Annotated in this window: 10 protein-coding genes and 1 pseudogene; 7 read left to right on the top strand and 4 right to left on the bottom strand. The window is 61.3% G+C overall.

The window, feature by feature from the left end:
- Positions 1-38: 38 nt before the first annotated feature.
- From EFR00_RS15685 to EFR00_RS15705, 5 genes are all read left to right on the top strand, one after another.
- The gene (locus tag EFR00_RS15685) at positions 39-1,106 is read left to right on the top strand and encodes an efflux RND transporter periplasmic adaptor subunit (RefSeq protein ID WP_077989103.1); all 1,068 of its coding nucleotides are present in this window, start codon (positions 39-41) and stop codon (positions 1,104-1,106) included.
- Entirely contained in the window at positions 1,103-2,188 is a 1,086-nt protein-coding gene (locus tag EFR00_RS15690) for an efflux RND transporter periplasmic adaptor subunit (RefSeq protein ID WP_077989104.1), read from the top strand. The genes EFR00_RS15685 and EFR00_RS15690 overlap by 4 nt, the downstream gene beginning before the upstream one ends.
- Positions 2,185-5,256, top strand: a complete 3,072-nt coding sequence (locus tag EFR00_RS15695) for an efflux RND transporter permease subunit (protein ID WP_077989105.1) — start codon at positions 2,185-2,187, stop codon at positions 5,254-5,256. The genes EFR00_RS15690 and EFR00_RS15695 overlap by 4 nt, the downstream gene beginning before the upstream one ends.
- 115 nt (positions 5,257-5,371) lie before the next feature.
- Positions 5,372-6,571: an alpha/beta hydrolase gene (locus EFR00_RS15700; RefSeq protein WP_086156608.1), complete on the top strand. Its 1,200-nt coding sequence runs from the start codon at positions 5,372-5,374 to the stop codon at positions 6,569-6,571.
- Between the two features lie 143 nt (positions 6,572-6,714).
- Positions 6,715-8,166, top strand: a complete 1,452-nt coding sequence (locus tag EFR00_RS15705) for an NCS1 family nucleobase:cation symporter-1 (protein WP_040141824.1) — start codon at positions 6,715-6,717, stop codon at positions 8,164-8,166.
- Between the two features lie 65 nt (positions 8,167-8,231).
- On the opposite strand, the gene EFR00_RS15710 is transcribed toward EFR00_RS15705, so the two are convergent.
- A complete protein-coding gene (locus EFR00_RS15710) occupies positions 8,232-10,115 on the bottom strand; it encodes a methyl-accepting chemotaxis protein (protein ID WP_077989106.1) in 1,884 nt (627 codons plus the stop codon).
- 201 nt (positions 10,116-10,316) lie between these two features.
- On the opposite strand from EFR00_RS15710, the gene EFR00_RS15715 reads away from it, so the two are divergent.
- Positions 10,317-11,027, top strand: a complete 711-nt coding sequence (locus EFR00_RS15715) for a DUF4272 domain-containing protein (protein ID WP_077989107.1) — start codon at positions 10,317-10,319, stop codon at positions 11,025-11,027.
- Between the two features lie 134 nt (positions 11,028-11,161).
- Entirely contained in the window at positions 11,162-12,205 is a 1,044-nt protein-coding gene (locus EFR00_RS15720) for a magnesium and cobalt transport protein CorA (RefSeq protein ID WP_077989108.1), read from the top strand.
- 104 nt (positions 12,206-12,309) lie between these two features.
- Here EFR00_RS15720 and EFR00_RS15725 read toward each other — a convergent pair whose 3' ends face one another.
- From EFR00_RS15725 to EFR00_RS33570, 3 genes and pseudogenes are all read right to left on the bottom strand, one after another.
- Positions 12,310-13,083 (bottom strand): phosphotransferase enzyme family protein, encoded by a 774-nt coding sequence (locus tag EFR00_RS15725; protein WP_009994434.1) that lies wholly within the window; start codon positions 13,081-13,083, stop codon positions 12,310-12,312.
- Position 13,084: 1 nt separating this feature from the next.
- Positions 13,085-13,960, bottom strand: a complete 876-nt coding sequence (locus tag EFR00_RS15730; protein WP_077989109.1) for an MBL fold metallo-hydrolase — start codon at positions 13,958-13,960, stop codon at positions 13,085-13,087.
- Positions 13,961-14,022: 62 nt separating this feature from the next.
- Positions 14,023-14,348: pseudogene (locus tag EFR00_RS33570) on the bottom strand (hypothetical protein).
- Positions 14,349-14,424: the final 76 nt, after the last annotated feature.

A 14,424-nucleotide genomic window follows, 5' to 3' on the forward strand; every position in this document is an offset into this window, starting at 1 on the left:
ATTATATAGGAGCTGCCGTTGAGAGCAAGAGGTCAATTATGAGAACCATTCTGATCGCGATCGTATGCGCCATCGGTCTCGGATCCTGCAGCGATGAGAGCGGGCCGGCTGAGCCGACCCCGCGGCAGGTCGGTGTCGTCGTCGCCAAGCCTGAGCCGCTGGTTCAGGGGGGCGCGATTACGGGAGAGGTGCGGGCGCGCGTCCAGACCGACCTGTCCTTCCGCGTCAGCGGCAAGATCATCGAACGGCTGGTCGAGGTCGGTCAGTCCGTAAAGGCGGGGCAGCTCCTCGCGCGCATTGATCCGGAACAGCAGAAGGCCGACCTGGATGTGGCGGCGGCCAATCTACAGTCGGCCGAGGCGCAGCAGACCCAGGCGCAGCTTGCATTCGACCGCCAGCAGAGCCTGTTTCGGACGCAGGTAACGACCCGCGCCGCGCTCGATCAGGCGCAGGAGGCGCTTCTGACGGCACAGGCATCGACGAAGTCGGCGCAGGCACTCTTCGAAACAGCTCAGGACACCTTGTCCTACACGGAGCTGAAAGCGGATGCCGACGGGGTGATCACCGCCCGCAATGCCGAGGTCGGACAGGTGGCGCAGGCCGCTCAGGTCGTCTTCACGCTTGCTCATGATGGCGATCGCGATGCCGTCTTCGAGGTGGTGGAAAGCGCGTTCTTGCGTCCGATCGAAGGCGACGGCACCGTAACTCTGTTGTCGGATCCGACCCAGAAGATCACGGCAAAGGTTCGCGAGATTTCGCCGACGATCGATTCCGCCACCGGCACCATCAAGGTCAAGGTGGCGATATCGAGCGATGCTCCCATTCCGCTGGGCGCTCCCGTCGTTGGACGATTCAATTACCTCCCACAGGACGTCATCCAGCTGCCCTGGTCGGCAATGACCTCGAAGGACGGCAAGCCGGCCGTCTGGATCATCGACCCCGCATGCTCCGTGGTTTCGGCCAGGACAATCGACGTCGCCGGCTACGAGACCGGCAGCTTCGTCGTGAAATCGGGCGTGTCGGCGGGAGATGTCGTGGTGACCGACGGCACCAAGTTCCTCAGGCCCGGCGAGATCGTGTCTTACGTCAAGGAAGCGTCCAAGTGAGTATTCGTCTAAAGATAGTCGCACTTATGCTGGGCACGGCCCTGGTGTCCTCCTGCGAGCCGAAGGCAGAAGAGAGGACGGACGCGCCTCGTCCGGTGCTGTCGACAACGGTCAGGCAGACGCCCGCCACGAGCCTCAGCCTGACCGGCACCATCGAACCGACGATTGAGACCGAACTCGGCTTTCGGATACTCGGGCGAATGATTGCCCGCAATGTCAATGTCGGCGATGTCGTCAAGAAGGGTGACGTCGTCGCCGCCATCGATCCGCTGGCGCTGGAGCTTGCCGTGCGCAGTGCCCAGTCCGATGTGGAAAACAGCGATGCCCAGCTTAGAAACGCGGTGACCACGGAGCAGCGGCAGCGCGCGCTGGTGGAATCACGCTCCGGCACGGAAGCCTCGCTCGAAGAGGCCGAGCAGGCAAGGCGGACGGCCGCGGCCGCCGTGGCCAAGGCGCAGGCCAATCTCGACAAGGCCAAGGAGCAACTGGGCTATGCACAGCTTCGGGCGGAATTCGATGGAGTTGTGACGGCGACTTCGGCCGAGGTAGGTCAGGTCGTATCGGCCGGCCAGACGGTGGTGACCATTGCCCGGCCGGACAAACGCGACGCCGTCGTCGACGTGCCGCAGGCAGCCGCGCAGAAACTGAAGATCGGCGCACCCTTCGAAGTGACGCTGCAACTCGATCCGACAATCCGCACCTCGGGGATCGTGCGTGAGATTGCGCCGGAGGCGGAGACCGCCACCCGCACGAGCAGGACCAAGATCGCGCTCACCGATCCACCTGAAGCCTTCAGGCTCGGCTCGGTCATCACCGCCTCTGCAACGATATCGGCGGAGCCCGAGATCGTGCTGCCTTCCTCGGCCATCCTTACCGGCAGCGACGGCCAGAGCGTCTGGATCGTCGACGTGCCCGGCAAGAAGGTGTCGCTGCGCCGCGTGAGGATCGCGGGCGAGGTCGTCGACGACGGCACTGTCCGCGTCACCGAAGGGCTCGCACCCGGAGAACGGGTGGTCGTGGCCGGCGTGCATAAACTTCAAGATGGCCAGGCCATCAAGATCGACCAGGAGATCAGCCAGTGAAGTCCTTCAATCTTTCCGACTGGGCGCTCGAACACCGATCGCTCGTCTGGTACTTCATGATCGTTTTCATTCTCGCAGGCGCCTTCTCCTACCTGAACCTCGGCCGCGAGGAAGATCCGAACTTCACGATCAAGACGATGGTGATCACCGCTCAGTGGCCCGGCGCCTCCGCCGAGGAGGTGACGCGGCAAGTGACCGACAGGATCGAGAAGAAGCTGCAGGAACTTGAATCGCTCGACTATACCAAGAGCCAGACCGTCGCCGGTCAGACGACCGTCTTCGTCGAGCTTCTGCCAACGACCAAGGCGAGGGATGTCGCGCCGACCTGGCTGCGCATCCGCAACATGATCGCCGACATCAAGGGCGATTTTCCGAGCGGCGTCGTCGGTCCGTTCTTCAATGACCGTTTCGGCGATGTTTTCGGAAACATCTATGCCTTCACCAGCGACGGCCTGACCCAGCGGCAGCTTCGCGATCTTGTCGAAAACGCTCGCTCCGAGGTTCTGAAGGTGCCTGATGTCGGCAAGGTCGACGTGATCGGCGCGCAGGACGAGGCGATTTATCTCGAATTCTCCACCCGCCAGATCGCAGCGCTCGGAATCGACCAGCAGTCGGTCATCCAGACCCTGCAGGCCCAGAACGCCGTGACGCAGTCCGGCTTCGTCGATGCCGGGCCGGAGCGCATCGCCTTGCGGGTGAGCGGACAGTTCACATCCGAGGAAAGCCTGCGGTCGATCAACCTGCGCATCAACGACCGCTTCTTCCCGCTGACCGACGTCGCCACGATCACGCGCGGCTACGTCGATCCGCCATCGGCGCTGTTTCGCTTCAACGGTGAGCCGGCGATCGGCCTTGCCATCGGCATGAAGCAGGGCGCTAATCTTCTGGAATTCGGCGAGGGGCTCGATGCCGAGATGAAACAGGTCGTCGCCGATCTGCCGATCGGCGTCGATGTCCACCGTGTTTCCGACCAGCCGCATGTCGTCGACGAAGCTGTCTCAGGCTTTACTCGCGCGCTCTTCGAAGCGATCCTCATTGTACTCGTCATCAGCTTCATCAGCCTCGGTCTGCGCGCCGGCCTGGTGGTGGCGATTTCCATACCCCTCGTGCTCGCCATCACCTTCGTGGTGATGGAATATTCCGGCATCTCGCTGCAGCGCATCTCGCTCGGCGCACTCATCATCGCGCTCGGGCTGCTCGTCGACGACGCCATGATTGCCGTCGAGATGATGGTGGCCCGTCTGGAGGCGGGCGACGATCTGAAGAAAGCTGCCACATACGTCTATACCTCGACGGCTTTTCCGATGCTAACGGGAACGCTCGTCACCGTCGCCGGCTTCATACCTGTCGGTCTCAACAACAGCGCCGCCGGCGAATTCACCTTCACGCTTTTCGTCGTCATCGCGGTTTCTCTGGTTGTTTCCTGGATCGTGGCGGTGCTGTTCACGCCGCTTCTCGGCGTGACGATCCTGCCGAAGACCATGAAGTCGCATCACGAGAAGAAGGGGCGCTTCGCCGCCGTGTTCTCCTGGCTCCTGGGACTGGCGATGCGCTGGCGCTGGGTCACCATCGTGCTGACGGTCGGCGTCTTTGCCCTTTCGGTCGGCGGCATGGGGCTGGTGCAGCAGCAGTTCTTCCCGAACTCGGACAGAACCGAGCTCGTCATCGACTGGAATCTGCCGCACAACAGCTCGATTTCCGAGACCAACAGGCAGATGGCCAAGTTCGAAAAGGAGATGCTGGCCGGTAACAAGGATATCGATCACTGGACGACCTATGTCGGCCAGGGCGCGCCGCGCTTCATCCTCTCCTTCGACGTGCAGACGCCCGACGTGTCGTTCGGACAGACGGTGATCGTCACCAAGGGGCTTGAGGTGCGCGACAAGGTCCGGGCGGAGCTTCAGGACTACCTGACCAAGACCTTTCCCGGCACCGACGCATTCGTCAAGCTGCTCGACATCGGCCCGCCTGTGGGCAAGCCGGTTCAGTACCGTATCAGCGGCCCGGACATTCAGAAGGTGCGCGACATCTCACAGCAATTTGCCGGCGTTGTCGGTACCCACCCGCTTCTGTCGAACATGGTGCTGGATTGGAACGAACCCTCCCGCGTCGTGAAGGTCGATGTTCTGCAGGACAAGGCGCGTCAGCTCGGCGTCTCCTCCGAGGATATCGCAACCGCGCTTAACGGTATCGTCGAGGGTTCCACGGCAACGCAGATCCGCGATGACATCTACCTGGTCAACGTCGTTGGCCGGGCCAGGGCATCCGAGCGGGACTCCATCCAGACGCTTGAGAATCTGCAGCTCTCGACCTCCAACGGCAAGGTCGTGCCTCTCTCGGCGGTTGCGAATTTCCGCTACGAACTCGAGCAGCCGACGATCTGGCGTCGCGACCGGCAACCCACCATCACCCTCAAGGCGGCGGTGATCGGTTCGACGCAGCCGGCGACGATCGTCGACCAGCTGAAGCCCAAGGTGGAAGAGTTCCAGAAGAACCTTCCCGTGGGATACAAGGTGGAAGTGGGCGGCGCGGTCGAATCGAGCGCCGAAGCTCAGGGACCGATCGCCGCTGTGGCGCCGCTGATGCTGTTTACGATGGCGACGATCCTGATGATCCAGTTGCAGAGCTTCAGCCGCCTGTTCCTGGTGTTTGCGGTCGCGCCGACGGCGCTGATCGGCGTGGTTGCGGCACTGCTGCTAAGCAACGCGCCGATGGGCTTCGTCGCGATCCTCGGCATTTTGGCGCTGATCGGCATCCTGATCCGCAACTCGGTCATCCTGGTCGTGCAGATCGAGCATCTGCGCGCCGAAGGGGTCGCGGCGTGGCAGGCGGTGATCGAGGCGACCGAACACCGGATGCGGCCGATCATGCTGACGGCGGCGGCCGCTACCCTCGCCCTGATCCCGATCTCGCGCGAGATCTTCTGGGGGCCGATGGCCTACGCCATGATGGGCGGCATCGTCATCGGAACCGCGCTCACCCTGCTGTTCCTGCCGGCGCTCTACGTCGCCTGGTTCAGGATCCCGAGGGATGAAGGCGTTCGGGCCGATGCCGCGGCGGAAGCATGAGGACAGGCTTTGACAGCCACCTCATGCCGCCGCGGCTTGCAACACGGACCGAACGCAAGGCGTGGGTGGCGCAAGCAAAGCCATCCCACGCGGGAGCAGGGTGTGGGACCTCGACATGAGCGCACTGAAACGCGTCTTCGGCATAGAAGGGGAGGGGGCGATAGTGAAACGGCGTTTGAAATTGCTACCGAAAGCAGGCCCAGTGATCCTTGCGGCGATCGCGCTCACCATGCTTTCGGGTTGCGCCACAAGGCCGTCGCCGAATGTTCTTAAGCCGGTTCATCTGAATGAGGCGCTTCATTCCGAAGTCACCTCCGAACGGGTGAGCGTCCTGGCTGCGACCAACCGGAGCGCTGATGCCATCCTAGGCGGGTTCGGGAGCGCATGGTCCGAGACCCTTACCTATGAACAGTACGAATTTTCAGTTCCTCCCGGCCGGAAGGGCACGGTGATTAGCTATCCGACGTCAAGGCCTGATCCCGAACGGCAATTTGCCGTCACCGGGCGCAAGCAGCTTCCAAAGGATGCCTTCGTGCAGGAGGCAATCCGCTCCGTGCAATCCGACGGCACCATCGGCATCTTCGTGCACGGCTACAATTACAGTTATCAGGAAGCGCTGTTTCGCACCGCGCAGATCGCTGCGGACGCGAAAATTCCGGGTGCCCCGATCCTGTTTTCCTGGCCGTCGGCCGCAGCCGTCGCCGGATATGTCGCCGACCGCGACGCAGCGCTTTCCTCGCGTAGCGAACTCGGTTCGCTCGTCACCTCGCTCTCTGCTTCCGGCAAGGTGAAACGCATCATCCTGTTCGGACACAGCATGGGCGGGTTCCTGGTCATGGAAACCGTGCGGCAGCTCAAGCTGCAGCATCGCGACGATGTCATCAGCAAGCTGGCGGTGGTGCTCGCCGCCCCCGATATCGACGTCGACGTCTTCCGCTCGCAGCTTGCGGATATCGGGCGAATGCCGATCCCGATCTCACTTCTTGTTTCGAAGGACGACCGGGCGCTGGTTGCTTCGAGCTTCATTGCGGGAGAGAGGCCGCGGGTTGGACGCCTCGATATCGACGATCCCGTCATCGGGGAGGAAGCCTTGCGGGAAAGGCTTCGGGTCATCGACATCACGTCGATCCAGGCGTCGGACGGGCTGGGGCACGACCGCTACGCGTCGCTCGCCAAGTACGGCGCGCAGCTTGCCTCCTTCGAAAGCGGCAAGCGTGCATCCGCCGGCGATGTCGGCGCCTATGTCTTCGATGCGGCCGGCGCTGCCGTCGCAAGCCCGTTTCGCCTGGCCGGACGTTTCGTCGGCGCGCACTGACTGGCCCGGGCGCGCTCCGGAGGATCTGTACAATGCGGCCATCAGCATTGTGTACAATGTGACTATTAAATTGTCAGATGCCTAAATGAAGCGCAGACTTCCCCCCGTGGTCGAGTCGCCACAGGGGATATGGGAGGGCATTCATGAGCATTCGAGATCCGTCTCCCTCGTTGTATAACGAGGACCTTGCACCCGCCGCGGAGCGCAAATGGGGTGCATTCAGCATCTTCAACGTCTGGACGTCTGATGTCCACAGCCTGTGGGGCTATTACCTGGCGGCGAGCCTGTTCCTGCTGTGCGGCAGCTTCGTCAATTTCGTCATCGCCATCGGCATCGGCTCTCTGGTCATCTTCTTCCTGATGAGCCTGGTCGGCAATGCCGGCGTGCGCACCGGCGTACCCTTTCCGGTTCTGGCGCGAGCGTCCTTCGGCACCTTCGGCGCCAACGTTCCGGCACTCGTCCGTGCGGTGGTTGCCTGCTTCTGGTACGGGGCGCAGACGGCCGCGGCGTCCGGTGCGATCGTTGCCTTGCTGATCCGCAACGAGAGCCTGCTCGCCTTTCACCAGAACAGCCACATGCTTGGACATTCGACGCTGGAGCTCATTTGCTACGTCATCGTCTGGGCGCTGCAACTGCTGATCATCCAACGTGGCATGGAAACGGTCCGCAAGTTCCAGGATTGGGCCGGCCCTGCCGTCTGGATCATGATGCTGATCCTCGCGGTTTATCTGGTCGCCAAATCAGGCACCTTTTCCTTCGGTTCGGAGATCCCGCGCGACGTGCTGATCGAAAAGACCAAGGATGCCGGCGTGCCGGGCGAGCCCGGCTCGTTTGCGGCGCTTGCCGCTGTCGCCGCCACCTGGATCACCTATTTCGCTGCGCTCTACCTGAATTTCTGCGATTTCTCGCGTTACGCAACGAGCGAAAAGGCGCTGCGCAAGGGTAACCTCTGGGGCCTGCCGATCAATCTTCTGGCCTTCTGCCTCGTCGCAGGCGTCACGACCACAGCCGCCTTCACTGTCTACGGCGAGGTGCTGTTGCATCCGGAAATGATCTCGGCGAAATTTGATAGCTGGTTCCTGGCGCTGCTTGCCGCTTTGACCTTCGCAGTCGCCACGCTCGGCATCAACGTCGTGGCGAACTTCGTGTCGCCGGCCTTCGATTTCGCCAATGTCTTCCCGCGCCAGATCAACTTCAAACGCGGGGGATATATCGCCGCCCTGATCGCTCTCGTGCTTTATCCGTTTGCTCCCTGGGAAACGGGTGCGGCACATTTCGTCAACTTCATCGGTTCGACGATGGGTCCGATCTTCGGCATCATGATGGTCGACTATTATCTCATCCGGAAGAGCCAGCTGAACGTTGAAGCGCTCTACCGCGAGAATGGCGAGTTCCGCTTCCAGAACGGCTGGCACGGCAATGCCTTCATCGCATTCGCGGTCGGCGCGCTGTTCTCCTCGATCTTGCCGACCTTCACCTCGATCCTGCCAGATTGGTGGGGCACCTATGGCTGGTTCTTCGGCGTCGCCATCGGCGGAGCGATCTATTTCGTGCTGAGGATGGGCGCGCGGCGCAATCCGGCCTTCGCCGCATGACCAAATAAAAGGCGCCGGGCAAATGGCCGGGCGCCTTTTACCTCGGATTTCCTGCAGACGTTCGTTCAGCGGCGTGCGGCAACCGCATGGATGGCAGGGCGGCCGGCGGGTTGGGCCATGGATCTCGCCGTCGCGCGAAGGGTGGTGGATTGGCCGGAGGCCGTATCGTCTAGCCTGAACTGGGCGACAAGCTCGCGAAGCTTCTGGGCTTCCTGCGCAAGCGAGTCCGATGCCGCCGTCGACTGCTGCACCATCGTCGCGTTCTGTTGGGTGGTCTGATCCATCTGGTTGACCGCGACGTTGACTTCGCTGAGGCCGATCGACTGTTCTTTCGCAGACGTGGCAATCGAATCCATGTGCTGGTTGATCTGAGTGATGAAGCCGCCGATGGTCTTCAAAGCCTGACCGGTATCGCGCACCAGCTTCACGCCGCTCTCCACCTCTTTCGAGGAATTCTGGATCAGGCCCTTGATTTCCTTGGCAGCACTCGCGGAGCGCTGCGCGAGTTCGCGCACTTCCTGGGCGACGACGGCAAAGCCCTTGCCCGCTTCGCCGGCTCTCGCCGCTTCCACGCCGGCATTCAGGGCCAGAAGGTTGGTCTGGAATGCGATTTCGTCGATGACGCTGATAATGTTGGAAATCTGCTGCGACGAGGTCTCGATGCGTTCCATCGCTTCCTCTGCATGGGAGACGACTTCTGCGGAGATCCCGGCGCTGCGATTTGCTTCTGTGGCGACCGTGCGCGTCTCCTCGGTCCGCTTGCTGGAATTCGACACGTTGGCGGTGATCTGTTCCAGCGCGGCGGCCGTCTCCTCGAGCGAGGCTGCCTGCTGCTCCGTGCGCTTGGAAAGATCGCTGGCGCCGGAAGAAATTTCTCGCGTGCCTTCGTCGATCGTGCCGATGCTTTCGGAAATTGCTCTCAGCGTCGCGCCGAGCTGTGCTACCGACTGGTTGAAGTCGTGGCGCAGCGCCTCGAAATCGGGAGCGAAGGCCTCGTTGAGCTGGAAGGCGAGGTCGCCCGCGGCGAGCCGCTTCAAACCGGCGGCAAGACCCGAGGTGGCAATGCGCAGCCGCTCCGAAGCGTCTTCTTCCGCCTGCTTTTGGGCGGCAACGCGATCGGCCTCCGCCTTGTTACGGTTTTCTTCGGCGTCCAGCGCCAGCCGCTTGTTCGTAATCGCCGCTTGGCGGAAGATCTCTACTGCCGCAGCCATCGAGCCGACCTCATCGGCGCGGTCGGCAAAGGGAATTTCCGAGCCGGTGTCCCCCTCGGCTAGGCGCCGCATCGAGACGGTGATGCCGGCGATCGGGTTGGCGATGCTCTTCAGCACGAAGGCGACGGCGCCGAGAACGAGCAATCCCGCAAGTCCGATCGCGGCAAGAAGGTAGAATTCTATCGAGGCGAAGGTTTCCTTACTGAGTTCGGCAGCCTTGTTGCTGCCGCTGACATCAAGCTCGACCAGGCTCGACGTCGCTTCCTTGAGCTTGTCCGAATAGGAGCGCATCTCGCCGCCCAGATATTGCCCGGCTTCTTCGGTCTTGTTGGCGCGGGAAAGGGCGAGCAGCTGCGAACTGCTGGCGATATAGCCCCCGACGCTCTCCTTGATCGTCTTGATCAGCTCGCGCTCATGGTCGGATGACGCCAGCTGAAGATAAGCGTCCACCGATTTGCCGACCGTATCCTCGGCGACATTGATGGCCTCTTCGCGTGTCTTCTTTTCCGCATCCGTCTGCGCGATGATGTGATCACGATAGGCGAGGCGCAAATTCGACATGGCGAGATTGATCGCCTGCGAAGCCTGCACGCTCGGCAGCCAATGGTTTGCAATTTCCTCGGTGGAGCCGTTCGTGTTTCGGAGACCATCGACCGCAAGATAGGCGACGAGACCGAAAAGAAGAGCTATGCCGCTGAAAATCAACAGCAAACTCGATTTAATGTTTGGACGACGCATTAAAAGTCCCCATCGAACGGTCCCGGCGTCATACCGGCTTGATGAGATCTCTTTGTAACGAAAAGAATTTAACGATGTGTTCCGAGAGGTAACAAGGCCGTTTACCAGTTTTCCGGAAACTTGCCGCGCCTTGCGTGTTCATGATCCCGCTCAGACAGGAAAATGCCTATCCATAATCGTCAGCGATGACAGGAGCCAGTCATGATGAAGCGCATATTTTCAGTCCTTCTTGCATTGATCCTTCCGGTGCAGACAGCCGTTTCTCAAACCCCTGACGAGGCGCAGGCCCGCAAAGCCCGGTCTATCGCCCAGCTTCAGTCCGAAGGCGTGCCGACCATCGATCATCTGCCGGCCTTCGAAACGGAGAGCGGCAGCACCCGGCGCGATAGGAAGGTTGTCGTTCAGCGCGCCATCGCGCTTGTAATCGTTGCCGTCAAAGGTGAGACCGGCGACCACGCCATGGGCCAGACGCTCATCCGGCAGTTCGACGCGGCACAATTTTTTACTCCGAAGGAACGGGCATTCATGGACGATCCCAACCCATCGGAGCAGGACCGGGTGAATTTCGCTTGGCGCTACGAGGGCGTCCACGTCATGTTATGGGCGCTCGGGATTGCGCCGGAGCTCGAACGTCCCGACCATATTTGCGATGTTCCGTTCATCGCAAACACGCTCAGGGAGCTGGGGACGGATGGGCTGATGCGCCGCGCCAGGCTGCGCCCGCAGAAGGAGCTGCTCGACGCTGCCGACCTGATCTACCGCTATGATTGGGCTGTCGTGAACGCCCGGCTGAAGGGAGAGGAACCGCCCGCCGGATTGGACAAGGGCGTCGTTTACGAACGCCACTACGCCTTCAACTGGCTGATCGGCTACATGGATCAGGACTGGGACGATATCTCGACGGACACATGATGCCGTCCTGCGCCTGCGCGGCTTCCACCAAGGCGGATGCATGTTTAGTGAAATAGCATTATGATCGCCGCGATGCGGATCGGCGAGGAGGCTGGGATAGCGGTGCTATTCCTGGAAATGGAGGACGGCAGGATTTGGAACGGTTGAAGGATCCAGACAGTGTTTCGTCGCAGGCCGGCAACGGCTCTGACTCGCCGCGGCATGAGCGGCGGGGCGTGGTGGCTGCCGCCGTATACCAGCACGGGCAGCGCATTCGCGACATCAGAATAGAAGAAGCCGGCGAATGGCGCAGCCGGGAGAACGCCATCGTCTGGATCGGCCTGCATGAGCCGGACGAAGTGCTGCTGCACCAGGTGCAGGCCGAGTTCAATCTCCATCCGCTGGCGATCGAGGATGCGGCGCAGCCCCATCAGCGCCCGAAGCTGGAGATTTACGGGGACGCGATGTTCATCGTCGCCCGCACCGCCCATATGAAGGATGGCGAGATCATCTTCGGCGAAACGCATCTGTTCGTCGGCCGCGGCTATGTCGTTTCCGTTCGCCATGGAGAGTCCTCTTCCTATCTGGCAGTCAGGCAGCGATGCGAGGCGACGCCTGCCGCGCTTGCCCATGGCGAGAACTACATCCTTTATTCCATCCTCGATTTCATCGTCGACAACTACATGCCCGTCATCGAGGTCGTGCAGGAGGAGGTCGAGAAACTCGAAGATCTGGTGCTGCGCGAACAGCTGGGAAAGTCCGACATCGAACGGCTGTACCTCTTGCGTCGCAAGCTCTTGCGGCTGCGCAACGCCGTGGTGCCGCTGGTGGATGTCTGCCGGCGATACGAGCACATCGACCTTCCCGGCATGGATCCGACGCTGCAGTCGCTGTTTCGCGATGTGACGGATCACGTGCGTCGGGTCCAGGAGGATATCGACGCGTTGCGTGAGGTCCTCGCCTTCGCCTTCGAGGCGAGCGTGATGATCGGCCAGACGGAGCAGACGGCGATTGCCCGCAAACTCGCCGCCTGGGCGGCGATCCTCGCCGTCCCCACGGCGATCGCCGGCATTTACGGGATGAATTTCGACGATATGCCGGAACTGAAGTTCCAATACGGCTATTTCGTCGTGCTCGGCGTCATCGGTGTCCTTTGCCTCAGCCTTTTCACCTTCTTCCGCAGGCGGAAGTGGCTTTAAAGCATGTCGCGCAAAAGTGTGCAGCGGTTTTGCGGCAACGACATGCGAGAAGATAAAGAGCTAAAGCACAACGAGCGAATCTGAAAAATCGCGACACGCTTTAGTCAGGACAGCGCTTTCAAAAGCCGATCCCGGTTCATGCCGACATAACCGATGTCGTTCAGATAGAGGCGTGCGTCTCCCGCCGAGACATCCTCGGCGAAGGCTTCGTCTCCGGCAGCCGCACTTGCCAGCATGAAGTCGACGAGAGCTTGAAGCCGCCTGCAGATCATCTCCGGAAGCAGGCGCCGTTCTTCCGCCGTCGCTCCATAGGCGGTGCAGAAGATTTCCGCCCGCCGCAACTGCTCGTCGAGACTGAATGCAACAGCCGGATTGGCGGGATCGGAGAGAGGCGCCCAGCGATAGACCGCATAGGCGAGATCCCACAGGCGCGGAGCGGGGTGGGCGGTGTCGAAGTCGATGATCCCGACAGCCTCGTGATCTACGGTGGCGACGTTATAAGGCGCAAAGTCAGCGTGGCAGACGATCTCCCGCGGCTCCTGCGGCGGCAGCATCCATGCTTTGATCTCGCCATCCGCTTCCAGAAAACCTTCAGAGGCCGAATGAAACCCGCGCAGAAGCCTCGCTGCCGATATCAGCATGCTCTCCGATCCGACAAAGGGATCGCTGAGGTCTTCGCAGACGCGCCCGGTGACGTAGCTGACGACTTCGTCGCCTTCGGCTGATATCGCGATGGGCTCCGGCGCTGCCCGGAAGCCTCTATTCCTGAGATGGCGCAAAAACCGATGCACCGTCGGCGTCCATGCGCCTGATGGTCTGATCACGCTATCGCCGTCGCGCCAGATCTGCCCGGTCCGTCCGCCCTCCAACTGTTTCACGTCATGGCCTCCCCTCGCCATGAGCCTCAATCGTGGCGCCCAGATTTGTCTCATGGCAGCTCCGGTAGAACGCCAAAGTCGCCGAGGGCATGTCCTGGGGAATGGCGACGAAGTCTTCCAGCCTGAACCCACTTGCGCTGCCGAGTTCCGGGTCCGCGAGCCGGCTCCCGCTCAAACGACCGACGCGATCGGCCAAAGTTTCGAAATAGGCCAGGTTTTCAGCGACCGTCGAAGGGGAGGACGTCCTGCCATGTGCAGGGATGACCAGCCTCGCATCAAGGTCACGGATACGCTCGAGCGAGGAGCGGATCAGGCGAAGATCATCTGCACTTCTGCTCCAGACCTCAGGAATGGGATATTCCACTGCGTCGACGGCGAGGCAGATGCGCAATTCGGGAATCCAGACGGCGATATGGTCGGGCGTGTGTCCCGGAGTATGGATGAGTTCGAGCGTCAGATCGCCGCCGTTCAGAACCATCGAGCCGGAGAAAGTGATGTCGGGGCCGATGATCTCCACATCGCGAAACCGCGATTCCTCGCTCGCCTTATCAGTCAGGACCTGCCGTGTCGCTGGGTCGCGCAGGCGGTCGAGGGCTGCGGCATGCGCGATGATGGGAGCACGCCCTGCAATGGCGGCATTTCCCCAGAAATGATCCCAATCCATATGCGAATTGACAACGACCAGTGGGCGCGCCTCGGGTCTTTGCTCAAGCAGATCCAGCGCTCTCCGGCACAGCTCGGGCGTGCCGAGCGTATCGATCATGACATTGAACCTTTTGGTCCTGACAAACACAGCATCCACTTCGTCTCCCGCCCGGACGATCACAATCCGCTCGTCGAGTCCGGGATAGGAGCTTAGTTCCACCTGTGGGTTCACGTCTGGTCGCCTTTGTAAAATCGCGAGAATTCGATTGATATCACAAATGTTACCTGCTTCCTCTACGGACGGGCAGGCTTCCGCTCCACCGCCACATGCACATCCCACCGCCTCATCATGCCATTCGGCACGGCGGCTGCGCATATCACGATTTCGCTGGGTGGAGCGACCAAGGCTTTTCGGGGTCCATTGCGTCCGCAGCGAGGACCAGCACTTTCGCATTAGGTTCCAACAAATCCCACTGCTCTTTGGCGTTTTCCTGCGAGATAAAGCGTCTGGCCTCCTCGCGGATTTCGAAGAAGCCGTGCTTGTCTGATGTCGAGCGATCGGTGTCGATGCTCCAGGAAGCGAGACATAGCACGCAAGCCGACTGCGATGTCCCATGCAGCCGTAAATTGACGGGTCGCGTGGAACAACCTCCGCCAAAGGAAGTTTGCCTGAAAAGCAAACTCGAGGCGGCGGCC

It is taken from the genome of Rhizobium sophoriradicis (assembly GCF_003939025.1).
Taxonomy (GTDB): Bacteria; Pseudomonadota; Alphaproteobacteria; order Rhizobiales; family Rhizobiaceae; genus Rhizobium; species Rhizobium sophoriradicis.

What these genes read in the sequence shown, in the direction of transcription:
- EFR00_RS15685 (WP_077989103.1), top strand. Translation starts at nt 39, where the DNA reads ATGAGAACCATTCTGATCGCGATCGTATGCGCCATCGGTCTCGGATCC.
- EFR00_RS15715 (WP_077989107.1), top strand. Translation starts at nt 10,317, where the DNA reads ATGATGAAGCGCATATTTTCAGTCCTTCTTGCATTGATCCTTCCGGTG.
- EFR00_RS15705 (WP_040141824.1), top strand. Translation starts at nt 6,715, where the DNA reads ATGAGCATTCGAGATCCGTCTCCCTCGTTGTATAACGAGGACCTTGCA.
- EFR00_RS15710 (WP_077989106.1), bottom strand. Translation starts at nt 10,115, where the DNA reads ATGCGTCGTCCAAACATTAAATCGAGTTTGCTGTTGATTTTCAGCGGC.
- EFR00_RS15700 (WP_086156608.1), top strand. Translation starts at nt 5,372, where the DNA reads ATGAGCGCACTGAAACGCGTCTTCGGCATAGAAGGGGAGGGGGCGATA.